General features: G+C 44.3%; 21 protein-coding genes. 8 read left to right on the top strand and 13 right to left on the bottom strand.

All coding sequences use genetic code 11. The features are described from left to right. Positions 1–30 precede the first annotated feature (30 nt). Positions 31–618 carry a DUF416 family protein gene (locus MMA19_RS22160; protein WP_006071293.1) on the top strand — a complete coding sequence of 196 codons (588 nt, stop codon included), beginning with the start codon at positions 31–33 and terminating at the stop codon, positions 616–618. 91 nt (positions 619–709) lie between these two features. Here MMA19_RS22160 and MMA19_RS22155 read toward each other — a convergent pair whose 3' ends face one another. From MMA19_RS22155 to MMA19_RS22130, 6 genes are all read right to left on the bottom strand, one after another. Continuing rightward, the gene (locus MMA19_RS22155; protein WP_240207260.1) at positions 710–1,189 is read right to left on the bottom strand and encodes a hypothetical protein; all 480 of its coding nucleotides are present in this window, start codon (positions 1,187–1,189) and stop codon (positions 710–712) included. Positions 1,190–1,225: 36 nt separating this feature from the next. Then, complete coding sequence (locus tag MMA19_RS22150) at positions 1,226–1,927, bottom strand: helix-turn-helix domain-containing protein (protein WP_240207259.1); 702 nt, start codon at positions 1,925–1,927, stop codon at positions 1,226–1,228. A gap of 3 nt (positions 1,928–1,930) precedes the next feature. Continuing rightward, positions 1,931–4,261: a fimbria/pilus outer membrane usher protein gene (locus tag MMA19_RS22145; RefSeq protein WP_240207258.1), complete on the bottom strand. Its 2,331-nt coding sequence runs from the start codon at positions 4,259–4,261 to the stop codon at positions 1,931–1,933. An 11-nt stretch (positions 4,262–4,272) separates the two neighbouring features. Beyond that, positions 4,273–4,932: a fimbria/pilus periplasmic chaperone gene (locus MMA19_RS22140; RefSeq protein WP_107307270.1), complete on the bottom strand. Its 660-nt coding sequence runs from the start codon at positions 4,930–4,932 to the stop codon at positions 4,273–4,275. 61 nt (positions 4,933–4,993) lie between these two features. Continuing rightward, positions 4,994–5,758 carry a hypothetical protein gene (locus MMA19_RS22135; protein WP_240207257.1) on the bottom strand — a complete coding sequence of 255 codons (765 nt, stop codon included), beginning with the start codon at positions 5,756–5,758 and terminating at the stop codon, positions 4,994–4,996. A 491-nt stretch (positions 5,759–6,249) separates the two neighbouring features. Next, the gene (locus MMA19_RS22130) at positions 6,250–6,783 is read right to left on the bottom strand and encodes a hypothetical protein (protein WP_240207256.1); all 534 of its coding nucleotides are present in this window, start codon (positions 6,781–6,783) and stop codon (positions 6,250–6,252) included. A gap of 282 nt (positions 6,784–7,065) precedes the next feature. On the opposite strand from MMA19_RS22130, the gene greB reads away from it, so the two are divergent. Continuing rightward, positions 7,066–7,551 carry a transcription elongation factor GreB gene (gene greB, locus MMA19_RS22125; protein ID WP_006071280.1) on the top strand — a complete coding sequence of 162 codons (486 nt, stop codon included), beginning with the start codon at positions 7,066–7,068 and terminating at the stop codon, positions 7,549–7,551. A gap of 61 nt (positions 7,552–7,612) precedes the next feature. On the opposite strand, the gene MMA19_RS22120 is transcribed toward greB, so the two are convergent. Beyond that, on the bottom strand, positions 7,613–8,476 hold the full coding sequence (locus tag MMA19_RS22120; RefSeq protein ID WP_006071279.1) for a helix-turn-helix transcriptional regulator: 864 nt from the start codon (positions 8,474–8,476) through the stop codon (positions 7,613–7,615). Positions 8,477–8,831: 355 nt separating this feature from the next. Here MMA19_RS22120 and ompR point away from each other — a divergent pair, with 355 nt between their 5' ends. Beyond that, complete coding sequence (gene ompR, locus MMA19_RS22115) at positions 8,832–9,551, top strand: two-component system response regulator OmpR (RefSeq protein WP_006071277.1); 720 nt, start codon at positions 8,832–8,834, stop codon at positions 9,549–9,551. A gap of 93 nt (positions 9,552–9,644) precedes the next feature. Then, a complete protein-coding gene (gene envZ, locus MMA19_RS22110) occupies positions 9,645–10,964 on the top strand; it encodes a two-component system sensor histidine kinase EnvZ (protein ID WP_006071275.1) in 1,320 nt (439 codons plus the stop codon). 140 nt (positions 10,965–11,104) lie between these two features. Here the strand turns inward: envZ and recG are convergent, their stop codons facing one another. From recG to gmk, 5 genes are all read right to left on the bottom strand, one after another. Beyond that, complete coding sequence (gene recG, locus MMA19_RS22105; protein WP_240207255.1) at positions 11,105–13,183, bottom strand: ATP-dependent DNA helicase RecG; 2,079 nt, start codon at positions 13,181–13,183, stop codon at positions 11,105–11,107. A 139-nt stretch (positions 13,184–13,322) separates the two neighbouring features. Further along, entirely contained in the window at positions 13,323–14,009 is a 687-nt protein-coding gene (trmH, locus tag MMA19_RS22100; protein ID WP_006071272.1) for a tRNA (guanosine(18)-2'-O)-methyltransferase TrmH, read from the bottom strand. Positions 14,010–14,072: 63 nt separating this feature from the next. Beyond that, complete coding sequence (spoT, locus tag MMA19_RS22095; protein WP_006071270.1) at positions 14,073–16,190, bottom strand: bifunctional GTP diphosphokinase/guanosine-3',5'-bis pyrophosphate 3'-pyrophosphohydrolase; 2,118 nt, start codon at positions 16,188–16,190, stop codon at positions 14,073–14,075. Positions 16,191–16,235: 45 nt separating this feature from the next. Beyond that, positions 16,236–16,508: a DNA-directed RNA polymerase subunit omega gene (gene rpoZ / locus MMA19_RS22090; RefSeq protein ID WP_006071268.1), complete on the bottom strand. Its 273-nt coding sequence runs from the start codon at positions 16,506–16,508 to the stop codon at positions 16,236–16,238. Between the two features lie 178 nt (positions 16,509–16,686). Further along, positions 16,687–17,310, bottom strand: a complete 624-nt coding sequence (gene gmk, locus MMA19_RS22085; protein WP_031494034.1) for a guanylate kinase — start codon at positions 17,308–17,310, stop codon at positions 16,687–16,689. A 389-nt stretch (positions 17,311–17,699) separates the two neighbouring features. Here gmk and MMA19_RS22080 point away from each other — a divergent pair, with 389 nt between their 5' ends. After that, entirely contained in the window at positions 17,700–19,070 is a 1,371-nt protein-coding gene (locus tag MMA19_RS22080; protein ID WP_240207254.1) for an NCS2 family permease, read from the top strand. A gap of 200 nt (positions 19,071–19,270) precedes the next feature. On the opposite strand, the gene MMA19_RS22075 is transcribed toward MMA19_RS22080, so the two are convergent. Continuing rightward, the gene (locus MMA19_RS22075; RefSeq protein ID WP_240207253.1) at positions 19,271–20,137 is read right to left on the bottom strand and encodes a YicC/YloC family endoribonuclease; all 867 of its coding nucleotides are present in this window, start codon (positions 20,135–20,137) and stop codon (positions 19,271–19,273) included. Between the two features lie 199 nt (positions 20,138–20,336). Between MMA19_RS22075 and rph the strand changes: the two genes are divergently transcribed. The 3 genes from rph to MMA19_RS22060 all read left to right on the top strand — a co-directional run bounded on the left by rph (position 20,337) and on the right by MMA19_RS22060 (position 23,117). Further along, positions 20,337–21,053: a ribonuclease PH gene (rph, locus tag MMA19_RS22070; RefSeq protein WP_038231040.1), complete on the top strand. Its 717-nt coding sequence runs from the start codon at positions 20,337–20,339 to the stop codon at positions 21,051–21,053. A 292-nt stretch (positions 21,054–21,345) separates the two neighbouring features. Next, the gene (gene pyrE, locus MMA19_RS22065; RefSeq protein WP_088876389.1) at positions 21,346–21,987 is read left to right on the top strand and encodes an orotate phosphoribosyltransferase; all 642 of its coding nucleotides are present in this window, start codon (positions 21,346–21,348) and stop codon (positions 21,985–21,987) included. A 149-nt stretch (positions 21,988–22,136) separates the two neighbouring features. Then, positions 22,137–23,117 carry a hypothetical protein gene (locus tag MMA19_RS22060; protein ID WP_240207252.1) on the top strand — a complete coding sequence of 327 codons (981 nt, stop codon included), beginning with the start codon at positions 22,137–22,139 and terminating at the stop codon, positions 23,115–23,117. The last annotated feature ends 44 nt before the right edge of the window (positions 23,118–23,161 follow it).

Below are 23,161 nucleotides of genomic sequence, written 5' to 3'. Positions count from 1 at the left end.
GCAGACTATATTCACTACGGCAGAGCGACCATGTTAAAGAACCCTATTCAGGTACGTATCGAAAAATTTGAGCCTTGGCAGCATATCACTTTTATGACCTGTTTGTGCGAGCGTATGTACCCCAACTTCGCTATGTTCTGTGAGCAAACCGAGTTTGCTGAAGCGCGCGTGTACCGCAATATTTTGGATGCTGTATGGGAACTGCTGACGGTGAAAACCGCCAAAATCAACTTCGAAAAGCAGCTAGAAAAGCTAGAAGAGGTCATTCCGAACTCAGAAGATTTTGATATCTACGGCGTCTATCCAGCGATTGATGCGTGTTTTGCCTTATCGACTTTACTGCATGGTTTGCTCGATCGTGATTACTTACTGGAATCAACGCTTAAGATCAGTCAACAGTCTGTCGCGACTGTGGCTCAGCTTGAGCAAGCAGAAACCGGTGTGGAAATCACCAATGAGAACCAAAAAGAAAACGAAGCTGTGTGTGAAGAATGGGATGTTCAGTGGGCTATTTTCCGTCCACTACGTGATTGCACTGAGCGTGATATAGAGCTGATTAAAGATCTTCGCCTTGAGCTTAAGGAAGAGGGAGTCAGTAACATTGGTGTAAGTATCTAGCGTACGCCTTCAGGATAGAAAAGTACGTTCTCAGGTAAGTTTTCCACGACCCGCCTGAGAACGACCAAACTAAACTCAATACCTTCTCGTATTAATCAAAAAAACTCGTCTTGCCAAACAAGGTGATGTCGTAGCCGATATCAAAAGGGTAATCAAACACAGAGATGTACTGATTAGGCTGTTTTGTCTCGAGCAACAGTCCAACAATTAACAGCTGATTATCATAAAACGTATCGGCATACAGTGCTTGATTATCGGTGGCCACTGCAGGTTTTACCTCTCTCTGACTAATAAATAGCGTGTAAATCTCCGACCCTCGTTTACCCCAAAGCATGGTCTTATTAATGACCCTCCCGCTGGCTTTATTTTCAATATACACAGACAACACGCCCGAGCGGCATTTGCCTTTTTGCAAGTTGAGCTCACCATCATGAGTAAACCTATAGCTACATCCCAAGCCATTAACGAAGGGGTACAATAGCCAAATAACAGAAATCATTAGCAGCAAAGCAACGAAGCATTTTGATGTCGCTATTGTTCGCAGGTTGGTCATAGCATTGGTAGAGCGCATTCAGTATTCCTTACTATTCGAAGCTAAAATCTCGGTTCAGTGTTCTATTGGGACCAAGCGAATAATGCCATCTTCATCAGAAGTATCCCGAAAATACACCACATGACCCTCCGTCTCTTTAGAGAGGGCGTGTACCGTGTTATCTGGCAGAGAGAATGAGCCGATTAAAGTGGTGTTGCCACGCTTATAGGTGTGCATACTTGGCTTTATCGATGACACGTAAAAAATCACTAAAGCACAAAACAACAAGGCGGCATAAAGTGCCATTAAAGGCACCTTTTTTACTAACTCAAACCGAGTTGGTGTCGCAACTGCGTCGTTGGGTGAAGGGCATTCTTCGACTGGCTGAGCGGCTAGTTCAGAAGAGCTGGCGTCATTGTCATTAGCGCTGGCTGAACTTACGTTCACGCTGACAAAAGGCACGTCATTTGTGATCAAAATGACATTAGGGTCTAACCGAAAACCAATAGTTGGAACGGTTTCTAAGCACATCACTAAGCCAACTTTATCCAACGCTGTCCGAATATTTCGGATGGCGACATTGAGCGAATTAGCGACAACAATCTTGCCAGGCCAGCCAACGTCCAATAACTGTTGCTTGGTTAATGGGTGCCCATGAGCATTGCAAAGAGCTTCAAGGATAAGTCGCTCACTGTTGTTTAATTTGGCGATAGTAAGCCCGTCTTCCGCCAGGTGACCATTATTCGGGTTCAAGGTTATATTTGTGGTTGGTGTCATGATTTAGCTTCTATTACTTGGGGACAGACACTCGGCTTCATAATAATCTAAGCCAGACATATCGATATAGCTGTCTTCAATAATGTTTACGTCACAGCTGAGCATAGGAACACTTAGGTGTTCCTCATTTTTGTCAAATGCCGCAATAAATACACGGCCATCACTGTCAAAGTAGCTACTAATCGGGGCATCATTACTATAAAGCTTAGTTCCTAATGAAACCTCTTGCCTCAGCTTAAGCATGGTGTCGCGCCCTTTTTTAACGTGATAAGTGACTAAGGTGAGAGCGCCTTCACTTGGAATCGTATTTGCGACGGTATTGTCAAGGTAGACTCCATCAGGAATCGACTTGGATTCGACTGAAACTCGATTTTGACTGTACGCAGAGGCTGAAGGGATGAGCGCAAAGCCATCCGCGTTTGTTTTACCGGCATTTCTTATTTTTAACCCTTCCACATCGTCAACTCTGACTAATATATTGGTGTCAGATAGACGCCGAGTGGGAAGCACGGTATTTTCCGCAACGACCAAGCCACCTTTCACGGTGCCTCTAACCTGTGAGCCCGATTGAGAGTTGGAGTATTGCAGAGAATAATTGTTATATTCACTATTGCTTGATAAAGACAACCCATGCCCAACAATGCCCTTCTTATCATCGAGACGCAGAGAGCCTGATACGGAGCTACTGTCGCCGAACCTCATACCACTAGACAACGAGGTACTCGCAGGGCGACCACTGTTGTGTGAGCGAGATAGGCTTACGCGCGATTTTCCCCAGTTGAGCGGCATCGAAAAATTCATTGAGAGTCGATTGTCGACGGCAAAGTTATTCTGGTTACTCTCTTTAGAATAGGCCTTTAGCGCGCTAACGGAGTATCGATAGTATTCATTACCAAATGAGTACCCTAAGCCAAAGCTTTGGAATTGTGCTTTGTCTGATCCTCCCAGAGACTGAAACAGACTGACGCTTCCAAGTTGAAAGGGCAGGTCGCTACCCGCTGATGTAGAGAACTGATAGCCTTTTCTACCCGTATCGGCAATATGGCTACTATTGATATCTCGGTACCCATTTCCCAAAAAATGACTCAGAGAGGTCTGAAAATTTAGTGACCAGAATGGCAAGCTTTTGGTTAAACTTGAATTGATTTTAGTCCCTGACTGACCCGTCGGTAGGTAAGTAGAATGTGCAGCAGAAAAGCGAACACCACCCAATAGGTCGAAATTCATCGTACTAGCTACAGATAGGTTACTATAGTCGCGTTCGACAAAAAGCCCAGTAGTTAAAGATTGAGTATCCGTTAGGCCATAGATCAACTCCCCTCCTAAAAAGGCGTGTGAGTTGGTTCGTTGTAGCCCTGTAAATAAGCTATGTTCGCTAGTGCCTTGCTTTAGGACACTGAGTACCAATTGACTAGGAACTGAAAAAACCGCTTCACGTCCATCTTCTTCTTTAATGCTGACCACGAAATCACTATTGGAACGAATGTTCATATCGTTAATAGTAAATTCGCCGGCCGCCACGTATTCAGTGTGAATCAGTTCGTTGTCTTGATAAACACGCACTTCGGCATTCGTTTCCGCATTGGCACGAATGGTCGTAGTGTCCGTCATTTGCCCTGATTGATACAAACGGCTATTACTGCTCAAGCTAACGCCTTGCATATCGACCGACCCCATGACTGCTGTGCTTTGACTAAGTTCACCAAACATGAACTTGCTGCGCAGTGAAGGAATATTGGTATATCCATAGAGATATCCATTGGACATTGTCGTCTTTTGATTCATCAGAGAAGCCGAGAGGCTACTCTTGAAGCGAAACCGTCCCACATTGAATTGAGGGCTTGCTGAACCGTACGCTTTGTAGTTATCGTCAAACCTAGTCGTCATTCCAGCCGAATACGGTAACATTAATGCTGTGACACCATCATCATAATGAGCCAGAGCATACTGCTTTTCTGACAGCAAAAATCTGGAAGGGATGTTCATGGTTATTTCGAAACTGCCAAAATCAATATCCAAGCCAATTTCGCTGCTTAGCACACACGAGCCTTGTGTTAAGTTGATATCCGGTTTAATGCCGAACTCACTTAATTGCTGTTCTGAGAAGCATGGCGTGCTTTCTCCTTGCTCATTGGTGTAGAAGCGAATGGATTCAAAATACGTTCGCCTTTTATTGACGGTAATTTTAAAGTCATAGTTGCCATCAGGGATGTGATTAACCAAGCTACCGAGGGAAGCTCCTTCAGAGATGCCACTAAGGAGAGCAAGATCAAAGCCTCCCGCAAAAGATAGTAAGGGAGCAGTTAGAATGAACAGAATTAGGGAGCGTAACATGGGTAATATTTCTATAGCGAGCGTTTATCTTTAGCAAGTAATCCAATGTCGTCGATGTAATTTAATTCAAAAGAACGTTTGGGGTTAAAATTGCTACTTTTAGTAAATGTAATCTCCTGATAAGGGGCAATCATTTGTACTACCATCGTCTCTTCTTTTCGTTGTTCAATAGAGATGAGCGTGATGTGTAATGGAGAATCATTTCTTACTGTAAAATCATCACCTTGTTTGTTAATAACGAGTTTCTTTACTGCGTCTGCCATGGTTACTGTCGCAATGGATTTCGGCCTGATAAATAACTTGTAATGCATATCCATGCTAGCAATGACATCAGATGGAGTATCTGACTGCTCTTTTATAGAGACAGCACTAAGAGTTCGATATGTTTCTACCTCATTAGAGTCCATTACTGACTCTAAATTATAGATTCTGAACCCTGAGCGGCTATCTGCTTTCGATAGAATGATATTCGGTGTTATTATCGGCAGCTTCTCTTCATCAAAGCTGTCATCTAATATAGAAAGCTGTACTAATGTCGCAGAATCTGAGTTATTAACGATTTCACCTTGAAAGTATTTACTCCCTTCAATATAAACAACCCTAGCTCCGGGAATGGCAATGGCATAGCAAATACTTGGTAGCATTAGTATTAGAAATATATATTTTTTCATTTTTTACATCTCTATATCTTTGGAGTATATAAATACTCCAAAGATAGGAATTAAATAAGTATTATTGAATCTTTGCAGTAAAAGACATTACTTTATTGACTTCTTTATCTGCCGTGTGATTCCACATAGCGTACTTCCTATGGTCAATATTCATAATCGTTGTTAATGTAAGAGTATTATCTTTGGCAAATTCTGCAAGTCGGTGCCATTCTGATGTTTCTCCTGCTTTTACAATTTTATAGCCATTCTCGATTTGGACTTTATTATTGCCATCAATAGATGCTGTAATCTCTAAGTCTTTTTTCTTGATAACCGTTGTAAACCATACGCCAATATCGTCCCCTAGTGCATACCAAGTCTGATCATTTTCCTTCCAATAGGCATCTTGAACGGGATAGGCAAACTTTCCTTCTGTTGCACTTTTTCCATTCATTGATGTATTTTCAATATTAAAAAACGCCATTTCACAGCCATTACCAGTTAATTGTAAGCCCGTTTCTCGAGTATCAAGAGTATTGTCTTTCTCATTATTGAGTGTCACATCGCCAAATTGAACATCAAACCCGGCACCAGAAGCAAAATCAAATGAACAAATGGCGCCTTCATAGTTAACATTTGCTGTGATGTTTAGTTGAAGGTCTTTGCTTTCCACGTTTCGATCTTTTATGTTGTTGTGTTCGCCATAATAAGATGAGAAGTCATATTCGCCCTTTTGTCCCGGATGCACATCCTTATCGTTATCGATTGCCATTGCTGATGATGTGCTTAGTGCTAATACAAGGCCAACGCTGCTAGCTAGAGTTTGTTTTGTTAAGTTAAAAGTCATGAGTTATTTTCCAAATTAAATAGTTTGTTGCTTGAGTGGGGTTAAATATGAATGTCAGTGTGTTCTGATTCGAGACGAAATTTATTGTTTTTTTGGAACCCAGTTAACTAATAAATGATTATAAAAAATAAAAAGTCATACATATCAGTGGCTTATAATTTTCATAGTGTTTTTATACAGCACTAATTCTTGTTGATATTGAGCTTGAGCTTGAGCTTGAGTTTGAGCTTCTCACCAGTTGTAGAGGCTATTGCACTAAAACAAACAAACTTGAGAGAGAAACTACTGAAAGTTAGATATTAGAACCTGGTATTAGTTTGCAGTTTGATATGGGGGCAACAATTAGATAAGTTGTTGGTTGGTGGAGTTATTTGAAATATGCTTCTAAAGTTGATAAATAGAAAGAGGTCAACGACTTTCGAAAAAGAGTGCTAAGCGAAGTAAGATTTTCAGCACTCTATGGGGTTTATCTTCACGAAAGTATTGGTCAACTATCTAAAACTTCGTATTTTGGTGACTAAAAAGGGAATTGTTTGGAACATCTCTTTTACGTCTGATACATATTGTGCAGGAACATAAATAGCGCAGATTCTCATTATGCTAATACCGCTGATACTAACGGGATGTGCGGTAAACTTAGCACGCAGTGGGACAAATGAGTCTAAACCGATTAGCACTTCATAGTTGTCCTCATCGAGTAAACCGCGTTTGGCATAATGATTAAGGCTTTCGTGGTACCTACGAGTATAATTTAGGCTAACACCTTGGCTTATGGGTTGATTGCGAAACAAGTTGTCTAATGTATTCCCCCTTTCTCCAGATTTTAGTCCCTCAGCCCGATGGAACCAAGGGGTGCAGTCTATTTCTTCAGCCGATAGTAACGCTCGGAATTTCACCAACCCTTCTAAAGCGCTTGAATTAGTGCCATGAACAAAATGTACGCCTAATTGCTCCATATCCTCTAATTGAAGATCTCTTTTGGTAAGTTTAAGTGGAGGTAGAAAAGAGGCTTTATTTCTAAACATGATGTTTTCCTTAACAGTGAATGTTCGAAAGTGATGCGTTGAGAATTCATTATTTGTATTAGTTAAGGGGGTAAGTAAAAGAATAAGTCCTAATAAAAAATAAAAACGATATAAATCATTCGGTAACCATGTTGATAATTAGGTAGTTTAAAATGGTGTTATGACGGTTTACTATCATTTCAGCAATTCGTTGGTGTACAAGGAGGGAGGATTTTGGGTTCATACAAAGTCAAATAGTTCGTTATAATCTCTCAGCAGCAGTTGCTATTAATAGAGAACAAAATGAAGACCAAATTGATCACGCGTGAAGGCTACAACAAACTGAAACAAGAACATGATTACCTCTGGAACGAGCGACGTCCTGAAGTCACTAAGATAGTGACGTGGGCGGCGAGTTTAGGTGATCGCTCTGAAAACGCAGACTATACCTTCAATAAGCGTTTGCTTCGCCAAATCGATCGCCGTGTTCGCTTTCTGCGCAAGTTCTTACCTGAGGTCACCATCGTTGATTATTCACCTCAACAAGAAGGGAAGGTCTTTTTCGGTGCCTGGGTGGAGATTGAAAATGAAGAAGGTGAAACCATGCATTTCCGTATTGTTGGTCCCGAAGAGATTTACGGCGATGCAAAAGGTTATATATCGATTGATTCCCCTATGGCGAGGGCGCTGCTAAAAAAACAAGTGGATGATGAGGTAGTGGTGAAGACCCCTCAAGGAGATAAGGAGTGGTTTATTAACTCCATCACTTATCAACAGCACTCTGAATAAATAGAGCGATTTGAGCTCCTAAAGTGGTATGTCTTTGAGAGCTCAAATTGCGTGCTGTGATTTATGACAGAGCTAACTCGTCCGTTTTGTGTGTGGGAGCTGAGCGGCGGTTACGTTGAATCTTCTGATGATGGCTCAGTAACGTTAGGATTCGCCCTTCATCGTGAATTTGGTCGAAAAACGGATTGGCGGCTAGCGTGTCGACTTGGCATTCATACACAGTAATATGTCCGCTTTGGTACTTTTCAGGAATATAGATATCCGAGATCAGAGTTTTAGCGTAAGGCTTGATCGCGGTGATAAGTAAGGTTTTACCTTCAAACAGCTCACACGCGTAGTTATGCACTAATCGATGCAAGTCTTTATTAAGCGCCACATAGCTAAGTAAGCAGTTCTGCCCGTTAATATCCTTACCATGCACAATATGACCAACCACCGCGTCCCGGTGCTTAGCAAGAACCACGTTGATTTCTTGAATGGACATGACGTCTATCAGCTCTTGAAACGTGATAAAACGATAGTGCTCTTGTGCGTAGACGATTTGCTCTCGATAGATCTCTGGCAGATTATCCCAACGATAGCTTTCATAAGTATCAATCGTATAAGGGTAGAGCGTGTCAAACCCTCTAAAGAAGTCATCATATTTTTCGACCCCTTGAATGATGCGACGTTCATCTTCTGAATAATGGTAACTTTGCTGGAAAAACGTGGCGACCCCGATTCGGCGCATCAATGAAGGCTGTCCGTTGCCATGCTCCCACTTACTGAGCATTGGCTGGTTTATCCCTTGAAATGCTCGATGGGATAAGCTCAGCGCTTCAACCAGTTCCAATTGAGACATGCCATTAAAATTGCGCCAATACTTCAGGGCTTGTGCGAAGTTATCGCGTGAAAACGGACTCTCCGATTGTGCTTCAAATGTCATAATCTCTCCTTGAGTTCGATAAACTAGTGATAGTTTACTTAGGTTATATGACATGGGCTTGGTGGGGCGCACAAAAGCATATTTTAAAACGTTACAAAGGGTTAGTAGACGTTGAATAGTTAGCGTGCAGGTTAACGAAGTTGCAGCAAGTAAAATTAGGCAACATTAGATATACATCACTTATATCACTTAGAGCAGTGACGAATGTGTCTGATATGAGCCATAATTAATAAACGTTAACAATTCTCTGCGCAATTATTGGCCATGAAATGTTACATTTAGTGCAGATACTCTTCTGACACACTTTTTGTTGACGGAGGGGTCGGTAAATTGCTTTTTAGTGGTGGAATCGAATATGCAAGAAAATCACAAGATTTTAGTTGTTGATGATGATGCACGTCTACGTGCATTACTAGAGCGTTACTTATCAGAGCAAGGATTCCAAGTACGCAGTGTTGCTAACAGTGAGCAGATGGACCGCCTGTTAACCCGTGAAAACTTTCACCTTATGGTATTGGATTTAATGCTACCAGGTGAAGATGGCCTGTCGATTTGTCGTCGTTTACGTAACGCCAACAACATGTTGCCGATTCTGATGCTGACAGCCAAAGGTGATGAAGTTGACCGTATTGTCGGCCTAGAGGTCGGTGCGGATGACTATCTACCGAAACCATTTAATCCTCGTGAGCTACTTGCTCGCATTAAAGCGGTATTACGTCGTCAAACTATTGAAGCTCCTGGCGCGCCAAGCCAAGAAGAGTCAGTGGTTGAGTTCGGTGATTTCCGTTTGAACCTTGGTACACGTGAAATGTTCCGTGGTGAAGAGGCAATGCCTCTAACATCTGGTGAATTTGCAGTACTAAAAGCCTTGGTGACCAACGCACGTGAGCCGATGTCCCGTGATAAGCTGATGAACATGGCTCGTGGTCGTGAGTACTCGGCAATGGAACGTTCTATCGACGTACAGATTTCTCGTCTACGTCGTATGCTAGAAATCGACCCAAGCAAACCTCGCTACATTCAAACCGTGTGGGGTCTAGGTTATGTGTTTGTGCCGGACGGCAAAGAAGCATAATCAGAAATGTCGATAAGGCTCTGGATGGATTCAGGGCCTTTTGTTTATTATCTACCTCAGATTCTTCTCATCTTCGCTCTCTAAGGAAAACCTATGCGATTTCGTAGCTCCTTCACGCAATCCATTCTGCTGTTTTTTACACTCTTGATTGCTAGCCAAGTTTTTTCTTATTACGCCGTGTACAACTACGCTCTTGTACCTAGTTTGCAGCAGTTCAATAAGATACTGGCGCATGAGCTATCGTTTTTCTTGGAAGACAATGAAGCGATTGATGAGCAGCTTGAAATGGATGCTCCTTTACGCCGACGTGTATTGGAGCAGTTGGGTGTCACTATTCATGCTGATGACAGCGCGATGGCGAACGAGTTTAACCATGCGATGCCTATCGACTTGATGAGCGAGGAGATGAGTGATGAGCTGGATTCAAAAACTGAAGTTAGGCTTATTCTGGGAGCTGAAAGCTACATCCTCTGGATGAAGATAGACGCACTGCCCAACTCGTTGATACGCATTCCGCTGTCAGAGTTGCAGGAAGAAGACTTTGCGCCGCTGTTTAGAAACAGTTTGATTATGGCGCTATTGGTGATTGCGGGTGGTTGGCTGTTCATTCGCTTGCAAAACCGGCCACTTACCGCACTCGAAAATGCCGCCAATTTGGTGGGTAAAGGGGAAATCCCCCCACCTTTACCTGAGAAGGGGGCGTCTGAGATTCGCTCGGTTACGCGTGCCTTTAACCAAATGGCAAAAGGTATTCAAGAGCTTGAGCAAGACCGTACCTTATTGATGGCGGGCATCAGCCATGATATTCGCACCCCATTAACTCGAATTCGCCTTGCGACAGAAATGATGTCGCCCGAAGACAGTTATTTAGCAGAGGGCATCATCAGCGACACTGAAGAGTGCAATGAAATCATTGGCCAGTTTATGGATTACCTAAAACCGGTTAATACTCAGTCATTTGAACCGATGAGTCTGAATGACATTTCTTCTGATATTGTCTCATCGGAAGGCGGATATGAGATCCAGATAGAATATGCCCCAATGGCAACTATCAAAGATATTGAAGGCAGTCCAATTGCGATTAAACGTGCTATTACCAACTTGGTGGTTAATGCGGTTCGTTACGGCAATGGTTGGGTGAAAGTAACCACAGGTATGACGGCGGACAACAAACTGGCTTGGGTCACTATTGAAGATAATGGTCCCGGTATCGAAGAGAGCCAAATCGGTCGTCTATTCGAACCTTTCACGCGAGGTGATACCGCACGAGGCAGCGAAGGGACAGGTCTAGGACTGGCGATTGTGAAGCGGATTATTAGCCAGCATCACGGCTCTGTCAGTATTTCGAATCGCAGCGCTGGTGGACTGAAGGCACAAGTGAGTTTCCCTGTAGCTAAGAATGGTTTGAGGTAGAGGACTTCTAGGTTGTGCAGAAGGTTTGCTTTACGTAAGCGGCGTGCAGACTAAGATCCCTTTCTCAATGTGATGAAGGCGCTATTTCATTGAATAGTGCCTTCATTGAATAGCGCCGTCATAAAGAAAGAGTAGGCGTCTTATGCCTTGGCATAAAACTCTCTATCGCCTAACCAACGGTCAATAATTTTCTTAGCATTCTCTGGATATTGCTCATGCACATGTCGTGCAATTCGTTGGACTTCCGGTACCAGCCTTTGGTCACGCACCAAATCGGCAATCTTAAAGTCAGCCAGTCCAGTTTGTTTGGTGCCAAGTAGCTCACCTGGGCCACGAATCTCTAGATCTTTTTGGGCAATAACAAAGCCGTCATTACTTTCCCTCAGTACGCCTAAGCGCTTCTGAGCAGTTTTAGAGAGTGGGGAGTGATACAACAGCACACAATGACTTGCCACGCTACCACGGCCAACACGGCCCCGTAACTGATGCAATTGAGCTAGACCAAGGCGCTCTGGGTTTTCGATGATCATTAAACTGGAGTTAGGGACATCCACACCGACCTCAATGACGGTGGTTGCAACCAGAAGGTGCAGCTCGTTATTTTTAAACTGCTTCATCACTTGTTGTTTTTCAGCCGGTTTCATTCGACCATGAACTAAACCGATTTTAAGATCAGGCAGTTTACGTTGCAGATCTTCGGCGGTCTCAGCGGCGGCTTGTGCTTCTAATACCTCTGATTCGTCGATTAATGTACAAACCCAATAAGCTTGTTTGCCCTCGTGTAAGCAAGCATTTTTGACACGCTCAATGATGTCGTCGCGTTTTGTATCTGGAATGGCAACGGTTTGAATCGGGGTTCTTCCTGGTGGCAGTTCGTCGATTACCGAGGTCTCCAAGTCGGCATATGCCGTCATGGCTAAGGTTCTTGGGATTGGCGTGGCAGTCATAATTAACTGATGAGGGTAGAAACCTTGTTTAGCACCTTTTTCACGCAGCTCTAAGCGCTGGTGGACACCAAAACGGTGTTGCTCATCAATAATAACCAGCGCAAGGTTGTGAAAATCAACCGACTCTTGGAATAGGGCGTGCGTCCCTACGACCATTTGAGCTTCACCGCTAGCAATACGCGCCAACTCTGCTTCCTTAGCTTTGCCTTTCTGCTTTCCTGATAACCAACCAACTTGTATCCCCATGGCTTCAAACCAACCTGCAAAGTTGATGGCATGCTGCTCTGCAAGTAATTCGGTCGGTGCCATCATAGCCACTTGATAGCCATGTTCTATCGCACGAACAGCAGCGAGCGCGGCTACCAAGGTTTTACCAGACCCCACATCACCCTGAACTAGGCGCATCATAGGAATAGGTTTAGCAAGGTCAGTTTCGATTTCTTGCACCACTCGTGATTGCGCACCCGTTGGGGAGAAAGGCAATTGTTCAAGAAGTTGATCTTTCAGTTTTTCAACAGGCGCTAAGCCAATGGCTGTATCTTGTTGACCTTTACTGCGCACCGCTAGCATAGAAAGGTTTTGCGCCATCAACTCTTCAATAATCAGTCGCTGCTGAGCAGGGTGCTTACCTTCATCAAAGTCGTCCAAGTTAATCGTTGGTGGTGGACGATGGATAGTGTGTAGCGCCTCGGCGAGGGTAATTTGTTGGTTATAAAGACCGCTTGGAAGCAATTCGTCTACTGCTGCTTTGTCCATGAGCTCAAGCGCTTGGTCAGTAAGGTTACGCAGTGTGAGCTGCCTTAATCCTTCTGTGGTTGGGTAAACAGGGGTTAAGGTTTGCTCTAACTTTGGTGTTTTACCTTCGGTTTGAAATTTGTACTCTGGATGAATGATCTCAAGGCCATGGTTGCCACGCTTAACTTCACCATAAGCGACAATAAGGCGACCTTCTGAGAAGTTGTTCTTCATCGCTGCGGTAAAATTGAAGAAGCGTAGTGTAATAGTACCGTTGCCATCGCTCACTTTAACCGTCAACATCTTGCGACGCCCGAAAGCCACATCACTACTCATGACTTTCCCTTGCACTGATCCCCAAAGGCCAGGATGCAAACGAACGATCGGATAGATACGAGTACGATCTTCATAACGGTGAGGTAAGTGAAACAGTAAATCTTGAACCGAGTGTAAGCCGACTTTCGCCAGTTTTTCAGCGACTTTAGCTCCTACGCCAGAAAGCGAAGAAAGAGAAATTGCCGATAACAGCTGAGCCATATTTACCATCCATCAAAATGTCATATGCAGATATTCAAGCATTTCACTGTCTTTTTGTACAGTTTTTAGCGAGGTCTGGTGTGTGATTGCCGAAGCGCTTCAAAGGAACTATAAAACCAGCCTTAAACCATACTCAGTTCTATTTTTTCTGCATTTCCTGCCACCACTCTTCTGTCGCTACAATTTGGCCTTGGTCATCGAGTGGCGGATAAGGGAGGCGTTTTTTCTTGGCAACTTTCGCCAGCACGGGGTGGCCGCGTTCGAATAGGATTCGATGGATGGTTTCTTCGGGCAGAGCACTGACATCGCGATCGTACAGACCAGCATTCTGGCGTTGTCTTTGAGCTTCAAACAAAATCAGTGCGCTGGCGACTGAGACGTTTAGGGACTGCACCATGCCTACCATAGGAATAATGATGTCCTGATCTGCTTCGGTGAGTGCATCTTGGGTGATGCCGTGCTTCTCGCCACCAAGAATAATCGCGGTTGGCTTGGTGTAGTCGATATCACGAAAGTCGACAGCGTTTTCGGAAAGGTTAGTGGCCAATACTTGCATACCTTGAGATTTTAACGTGCGAACGGCATCAGCTACAGTATCGTGAGTTTCAACCTCAACCCAGTTTCTAGCGCCTGCGGAGGTGTGACTTAAAGTACGCATTTTCTCATCCGGCCAAACTGCATGAACTTTATGCACTCCAGCAGCATCGGCAGTACGAATGACCGCTGAGACATTATTGGGCTTATGGACTTGTTCTAGCAGTAAAGTCAGGTCAGGTTGGCGTGCCTTAAGCACTTCTTGGATACGAGTGTAGCGTTCTAAGTTCATCAATAGGTTCCAAATAAAACGGGCTCGATAATTATCGAACCCGTATTAGATCAAGCAGTTGTGCTAGTTCTTACGACGTCTAACACGCAGTGCATGTGGCATCACGCGAATGCGCTTCATAATACCAGCTAGGTGAACACGATCTTTGGTCGTTAGCAGTACAGTGACTGTGTACAAACGGCCATCGCGTTCTTCTGTAGAGATACCGTGAATATTAGAGCCTGTCTTGGCAATCACATTGGTCAGCTCTGCGAGCGCACCTTGGTGATTCTGCAGGTCAACTTTTAGCTCAGCAGTAAACTCTTGCTCGTAATCGTCACTCCATTCAACCGCCATGTACTTATCAGGCTCTTTCTGGTGACCACGAACATTCGGACAAGTTTCTCTGTGTACCACCAAGCCGCGGCCCGGAGAAACGTGTGCGATGATGTGATCATCTGGAATAGGGTGACAACAGTTGGCAAACGTCAGCAAGATACCTTCTGCACCACGGATCGGTAAGCGTTTGCCCGACGTTGGTACTGAACTGGTCTGCGTCAGTTCATCGGTATCGCCAAGTAGACGACGAGCAATAACTATACTCATCAACTCACCAAGGCCGATAGCGGCTAGTAGGTCATCAATACTGCCCAGCTTGAGATCGGTTAGCACTTCGTTGATGTTTTCTGGGTAGATAGTATCAACAGAGTGACGGCCTAGAGCATGGTTCAGCAGGCGGCGTCCTAAAACTACAGATTCTTCACGGCGCATTGTCTTCAGAACCTGACGGATCTTAGTGCGGGCACGTGAAGTCACCACATAGTTAAGCCATGCGGCATTAGGTCTTGCACCTGGTGCGCTGATGATTTCGACGGTTTGGCCGTTTTTCAATGCTTTGCTAAGTGGGTATGGATTACGATCCACTCGCGCACCCACACAGGTGTTACCCACATCGGTATGGACAGCGTAAGCAAAGTCTACTGCGGTTGCGCCAAGCGGCAGTTCAACAATACGACCTTTTGGTGTGAACACGTAAATTTCGTCTGGGAACAGATCCGATTTTACGTTTTCAATGAATTCAAAGGAGTTACCAGCACTTTGTTGTAGTTCAAGTAGGCTTTGCATCCAGCGCTGCGCTTTAATTTGTGCAGTGGTGCCAGTACGGTCGCCATTACCCTTGTATGCCCAGTGCGCTGCAACACCTTTGTCCGCCATTTGATCCATGTCTTCAGTACGAATTTGTACTTCTACTGGAACGCCATGAGGGCCCACCATTGAGGTGTGCAAGGATTGATAGCCGTTCGCTTTTGGTACCGCGATGTAATCTTTCATGCGACCAGGGCGTGGCTTATACAGACTGTGGACTTGACCAAGGACTCGATAACAAGTGTCTGCAGTATCTACGATGACGCGGAAAGCATAGATATCCATGATGGTATGGAATCGCTGCTCTTTGGTTTTCATCTTGTTGTAGATAGAGAAGAGGTTTTTCTCACGTCCCAATACGCGAACGTTGAGGCCAACTTCATTAAGTCGTCCTTCAATCTCGCTATGGATTCGCTGAATCATCTCTTTACGATTACCACGTGCCGATTTCACTACTTCTTTTAGTACGCGATAACGGTTTGGGTAAAGTGCTTCAAAGCCAAGCTCTTCAAGCTCGGTTTTGATGTTGTGAATACCTAATCGGTGCGCAAGTGGCGCATAGATTTCAAGGGTTTCACGAGCAATGCGTCGCTTTTTGTCAGGACGAAGAGCCCCAAGCGTGCGCATGTTGTGGGTACGGTCACTCAGCTTTATAAGAATAACGCGAATGTCCTGCACCATAGCGAGAACCATTTTACGGAAGTTCTCTGCTTGGGCTTCTTTACGATCGCGGAATTTAAGCTTATCGAGCTTAGATACGCCGTCGACGAGTTCCGCCACCGTCGTACCAAATTGTTCTTCTAGCTCTTCTTTGGTGACTTCCGTATCTTCAATAACATCATGCAGCAGTGCTGCTTGTAGCGTTTCAATATCCAGACGCATTTCCGCGAGGATACGAGCTACAGCAACAGGGTGGATGATGTATGGTTCACCGCTAGAGCGGGTCTGCCCTTCATGGGCATCTCTTGCTACCACATAAGATTGACGCAGAGCCTCAATTTGAGGCTCTGTTAGGTATTCTTGGGCAACGTCTTTAAGGCTATCGAATAGGTACAAATTTTAGGCCCGAAAGTCGATGGAACTCTGATTAGGTACTAGGAATTAACGGTTGTGAGCAATGCTGCTTACTGCCGCTAGTTCTGCAGCTTCTTGCTCTTGCTGCTCTTGACGTTCACGTGCATCTAGTACTTCTTTCGTGATCAAGCCTTCTTCGATTTCGCGAAGTGCGATAACCGTTGGCTTATCATTTTCTTCTGGCACTAATGCATCTTTACCACCGATTTGCATCTGACGTGCGCGGCGAGCCGAAATAAGAACTAGGTCGAAACGGTTACCAACTTTTTCAACAGCGTCTTGAACAGTTACGCGTGCCATAAGAACTCCAATAGTTAACTAAATTTTTGATGACGAGAAAGTATACAGGCTATTACGTTTAGATTCTAGATCACAAATGATCCTATTAGCTACTGTTACTTCTGGTTTATTGCATTATTTGCTTAGGGTGAGACCCTATTTGGAGCCTCACTTTGCAAGGAAGTGGTTAAAATCTACCTTACTCGGCGAGTAGGGCGTCTAACATACCTTTGTATTTCACCGCTTGTTTGTCTTGTTTAAGACGCTCAGCACGCAAAATAGCTTTAAAATCAACAAGTGCGCCGTCGAAGTCGTCGTTGACAATGACGTAATCGTACTCATTGTAGTGAGACATTTCTGACTTCGCTTCGCTCATGCGCTTGGCGATCACTTCATCACTGTCTTGGCCACGTACGTTCAAGCGACGCTCTAACTCACTGTTAGATGGTGGCAAAATAAAGACACTTTTCGCTTCTGGCATTTGTTCGCGGATTTGACGAGCGCCTTGCCAGTCGATATCCAAGAATACATCGATGCCTTTTTCTAGCGTCTCTTCAATCCATAGACGAGAAGTACCGTAGTAGTTTCCGAAGACTTCGGCGTATTCCAAAAACGCACCTTGTTCGATCAACGATTCAAAATCGGTTTTCTCAACAAAGTGATAATGAACGCCATCTTCTTCACCAGGACGCATACCACGAGTCGTGTGAGACACTGATACTTTCATTGCGTATGTCGGGTTTTTTTCCAACATTGCTGAAATTAAGCTCGATTTACCAGCACCGCTTGGTGCTGACACGATATAAAGCGTACCTTTACCTATCATTTTTCAGAGTCCACATCTTGGTTGAAGGGGTAGAGAATATCGTTATTTGATACTTCTATTCTATACGTTCACTGACCAAAGCGTTTAAAAATCGGCCAGAAAAATGGAGGCGAAGAGTATCATGTTTGCTAGGAGCTCGACAAGTCATCCGGTGAGTGCTCAGGGAACGTGTGGTTGCATTTTAAAAGGGAGCAAAAACACCGCAGAAGCCAGTTGTTCTTTTTGCCTGAAAGCAAACGTTTGCTTAAATATCAACATTTTGTTTTTAAAGAGATAAAAATAACTCACAAAAGCATTGATTTATTCCTGAGTCTGATTAGAATTCGCGCCAATATTTCTATCGCGCATACGTTTGCGTCTCCCATTTTATCGCTATAGGTCCTACTGTGAGTGCAGAACTAACCGGGCAACGCCAAGCTAGCCCTACTATCATTGAATCCACCTTCAAAGTGAGTGAGCGTAAGTCCACTATCGGTACTGAAGTATATGCTGGCTTTATCACTTTCCTCGCTATGAGCTACATTTTGGCGGTAAACCCAGCCATTTTGGGGGACATTCCTGGAATGGACCGTGGCGCTGTATTTACAGCAACGGCTTTGGCTGCGGCCTTCGCTACGCTAATCATGGGTATTTTTGGAAACTACCCAGTGATGCTAGCCCCCGGCATGAGCATGAATGGTTTCTTTAAAGGTATGCTACTAAGTGGCTCAGTGGCATTAGTTTGGCATGAAGCGCTGCTTGGCATCTTCTTCTCGGGTGTTATCTATCTTATTTTATCGCTAACTAAAATACGCAAAGCGATGATTGAGTCGATTCCAGAAGATTTGAAACTCGCTATTACCGTATCTCTTGGTTTATTTATTGCGTTTCTTGGTCTTAAGAATGCGGGTATTATCGTATCCAACCCAATTATTCTCGTGAGTATGGGCGATATTTCTGACCCGAAAGTCATCATCGCTTATATCAGTATCTTTATCGCATTAGGCTGTATGGTTCGCGATATTAAGTTGGCGACATTTATCTCTTTTGTGTCCGCCATCGTGCTTACGATTCTGGCTGATACCTTCATGGGAACCAACAATGCGCCAATCCCAGAACAACTCGTGGCAATGCCACCAAGCATGGCGAGCAGCTTTGGTGCCATCTTCGATTTCTCAGGGATTACCGCAGAGAAGATGTTTGATCTGCTGTTTATTATGATCATCTTTTTGATTGTCGATTTCTTCGATGGGCTCAGTACTATCGTAGGGGTAGGTCGTGATGCCGGTATCATTGATAAAGATGGTAAGGTGCCTAACGCACGCTCAGCGCTGATTGCAGATGCAGGCGGTACAGTAATGGGTTCAGTGTTCGGTACCACATCAGTCACGGCATTCTCAGAGTCTGGTATTGCCTCATCGCAAGGTGCAAAAACTGGCTTAGCTGCAGTCGTCGTAGCGGGACTATTCCTACTATCACTCTTCCTATACCCGTTGTTCTCGCTATTCTCTGCGGCAATGGTAGCGCCAGCTATGGTCGTGGTTGGTATCTATATGATTGGTCGCTTAGGCGATATTAAATGGGAAAAGAAAGAGTCTCGCATCGCTGCCTTCTTCACCATTATGTTTACCGTATTAAGCTTCTCACCAGCAAATGGTATGGCGATGGGCTTTATCAGTTATGCATTTAGTATGGTTGTGGCAGGGAAAGGGAAACAGGTGCATCCTGTGATTTATGTGCTGTCTGTGGTGTTTATGGCGTATTTAGCACTTCTGTAATCACTTTAGTTGGCAGAGCTCTTCACAGCAATGTTATTTCATGAGCCGTGCGTCTGTGCCGCAAGAATCTTCTTGGGCTTGGTGCGCGTGTTGAGTATACCTCTACCTGCGCAATGGTGACGGTCAATTTAACTCCTAACTTGTGATATTCAAGCAATAAAAAAGCAGGCCGAGGCCTGCTTTTTTATCATTCAACAGATTTACTCAATATTCTGGATCTGCTCGCGCATTTGCTCAATAAGAACCTTTAGCTCTACGCCAGAAGCCGTGATATCGGTACTGATAGATTTAGACGCCAGTGTGTTCGACTCACGGTTGAACTCTTGCATCATGAAATCAAGACGACGGCCTACAGAGCCACCTTTCTTCAAGATGCTGGTTGTTTCTTTTACGTGAGAGTCTAAGCGGTCCAGTTCTTCAGCAACGTCTGATTTCTGTGCCAGTAGAATGAGTTCTTGCTCTACGCGTGAGGCATCAAGCTCGATTTTTGCTTCTTCAAACTTGCTTAGTAGGCGCTCACGTTGCCACTCAAGAATTTCTGGCATGCGAGCACGTACTTTGATTACTTCAGCAGTGATCGCTTCAAGACGCTGAACAATAAGCGCCTTCATATTTTCACCTTCGCTAACACGAGCATCGATGAAGTCGCTAAGACCTTGTTCGAAACCCTCAAGCAATGCTTTATTGATGGTATCCATATCCTGTTCAGGTGTTTCCATTACACCAGGCCATTGCATGACTTGGAATGGATTTAGGCGGCTATCTTCACCTGTCATTGTCATAACTTGCTTTGCAGCACCAATTACTTGCTGAGCCAGTGTCTCGTTTATGCTTAGCTCACCTTTTGCAGCAGGGTTTGCTTCGAAGCGCAAGTGGCATTCGACTTTACCGCGTGCTAGGCGTTTGCGGAAACGTTCACGAAGTACAGGTTCTAGACCACGAAACTGCTCAGGAAGACGGAAGTAAGTTTCTAGATAACGTTGGTTTACTGAGCGGATTTCCCATACTGCGCTACCCCAGTCACCTTTGACTTCTTTACGCGCGTATGCGGTCATGCTGTAGATCATGGATTGATTTCCTTGGATTGATAAATTGTTCAAACTGTCTTCATGTTAGCATAGTGAGGTGCGCTAAGTCATACACGTTGAGATATCCAATGGTGGATGTTTTGAATTGTCCCTAGCACTTAGGATGCTAGACCCGTAAAGCCATCTTCGCTATAATCCTCGCCCAACCAAATCCTCTTCCCCAACAAAGGTAATGTCCATGCGTCCAAATGATCGCGCAGCAGACCAAGTGCGCCCAATAAAAATTACTCGCAACTATACCGCTTATGCAGAAGGTTCTGTATTAGTCGAGTTCGGCAATACCAAAGTGTTGTGTAATGCAACGGTAGAGGAAAATGTCCCTCGCTGGCTAAAAGGCCAAGGTAAAGGCTGGGTAACGGCAGAATACGGCATGCTACCACGCTCAACGCATTCGAGAATGCGTCGCGAAGCAGCGAGTGGTAAGCAAGGCGGCCGTACTATGGAAATCCAGCGTCTTATCGCACGTAGCCTTCGCGCTGTTGTTGATTTAGAAGCAATGGGTGAAATCATGGTCACTGTCGATTGTGATGTGATTCAAGCGGACGGTGGCACACGTACGGCGTCTATTTCAGGTGCAAGTGTGGCAATGGCAGATGCGTTCGCTCACTTAGTTGCTAAAGGCAAACTAAAAGCGAACCCAATGAAAGGCCACGTTGCTGCGGTATCTGTCGGTATTTTAGGCGAAGACATCCTGTGCGATCTTGAGTACACCGAAGACTCAGCTGCTGATACTGATATGAACGTGGTAATGACTGAAGACGGTCGAATGATTGAGATTCAGGGGACAGCGGAAGGCGAACCGTTCACTCACAAAGAACTAATGGCATTGCTGGAGTCAGCAAATAAAGGCATTGCCGAGATCGTTGCAGCTCAGAAGCTGGCATTAGAAGATTGATTGATAGCTCCCGTAAGGGGGCTATTTTTTTGACTAAGATACAGGCTAACGTCGTAAGTCATTCCCGCGAAAATGGGAATCTACTAAAGCCTAGAGATTGCGTTGAGCAGCCCCCTGCCTGCGCGGCGCGCGACTAGTGGGGTGACGACATTTTAAGTTGGCCAATTTACGGCTCGCGTCATTCCTGCGTAGGCAGGAATCTACTCAAAGCGAGTGATAACTTTGACTAGACCTTTGTCTAAAATCAGGTATGACAATGGCATACCTAAACACAACAACCGAGAGAGAAAAAATGAAAGCATACCAGCGTGAATTTATTGAATTTGCACTAGAAAAAGAAGTTCTAAAATTTGGCGAATTTACCCTTAAATCTGGTCGTAAAAGCCCTTATTTCTTTAACGCTGGGCTTTTCAATACTGGCCGTGACCTTGCACGTCTCGGTCGCTTCTATGCAGCAGCGTTAGCCGATTCTGGCATTGACTATGATGTGCTGTTTGGCCCTGCATATAAAGGCATTCCTATTGCGACAACGACAGCAGTTGCGCTGGCTGACCACCATGATGTGGACACTCCTTACTGCTTCAACCGTAAAGAAGCAAAAGACCATGGTGAGGGTGGTAACTTGGTTGGCAGCCCATTAGAAGGCCGCATTATGTTGGTTGATGATGTGATTACCGCCGGTACAGCGATTCGCGAGTCGATGGAAATCATTAAAGCTAATGGCGCCGATCTAGCTGGCGTACTTGTTGCTATTGACCGTCAAGAAAAGGGTAAAGGCGAGCTATCAGCGATTCAAGAAGTAGAACGTGACTTCGGCTGTGCGGTCATTTCGATTGTAAGCTTAACTGACCTTGTTACCTTCCTTGAAGAGAAAGGTGATAACGCTGAGCATTTAGAGGCGGTGAAATCTTATCGTGCTGAGTACGGTATCTAGGTGCCACGCTAAATTTCTATCAAAAATGCGCTTAATGCTACCTGTCATTAGGCGCTTTATCTCATTACTCTCTTCAAAAGTAATCAACTTCGTCCTAAGCATAGTGTACCCTAAGTTATCAACAGATTGCATTAGACTGGAGCCTGACCTTGAAACTACTGTTCATTTGCCCTGATTGGGCAGATCTTGCAACACCAATTGTTGAAGAGCTAAGACGGCAAGGTCATGAAGTCACGCATTTAGACACTAGTGATTTAGCTGATTTCCACTACTACAGTAAACCACACCGTGTGATGTCAAAGATGCTCGATCTAGTGAGTAAAGAAAAATACAAACATCAAAGGACGGAAGAGCAGATCTATTGGTCTTTGAAAGGAGTGTTCAAGGGTTCAGGGAAGTACGACGCTATCATTTGTACCGAACCGAATATCTTTAATCAGCAGCACTTTACTTTAATGAAGCAACATAGTGGAAAATTGGTGCTATCTCTTTGGGATAGCTTGAATAGAATGCCTCAAAACGGGACGGATCTTGACCAGTTTGATGTCATATTTAGTTTCGAGCCTGAAGACTGTCAGCGTCACGGGTTTATTCAAACCTACAATTATATTCCTCCAATTGGAACTTGTTCGCCGATAGAAGAAGCGAAGCATGACTTGTTTTCAGTCATGTCATTTACAAAGAAACGATATGAGGAATTATGTTGTTTCTTAGATGCTAATCCAACTATTGATGCAGATGTATACCTTTACATTGACCACCCAAGAAAGCGTAAATTTATTACGCATGAGCGAATTAAGGTCACAGAACACCTCATGCTCAAAGATGAGTTGGCCGCGTTGATTCAATCTAGTTGTGCAGTTCTTGACCTTGGGCAGGGTAAGCAGAATGGACTTTCATTTCGTGTATATGAGTCGTTGGCCTACAACAGGAAGTTGGTAACGACTAGTCAAGATATTGCTCAATATGAATTCTATGATCAGTCTAATATCGCCATCATTAAACCAGACAACGTAAAACTTCCTGATGGCTTTTTTGAGTTAAATTATAAAAAGCCAGCACCAAAAACAACTAGCAAATATACCTTAGAAAGTTGGGTCGAGAATTTGACTGAGCATATTGGCTATTAATAAAAATGCCAAGGTTCTTCCTTGGCATTTTCTCTTTTGACTAG

The sequence above is a fragment of the Vibrio sp. CyArs1 genome (assembly GCF_022432925.1).
GTDB classification, from domain to species: Bacteria; Pseudomonadota; Gammaproteobacteria; order Enterobacterales; family Vibrionaceae; genus Vibrio; species Vibrio mediterranei.
Note: the sequence above shows the minus strand (reverse complement) of the source record. Positions and strands in the feature narration are given on the sequence as shown.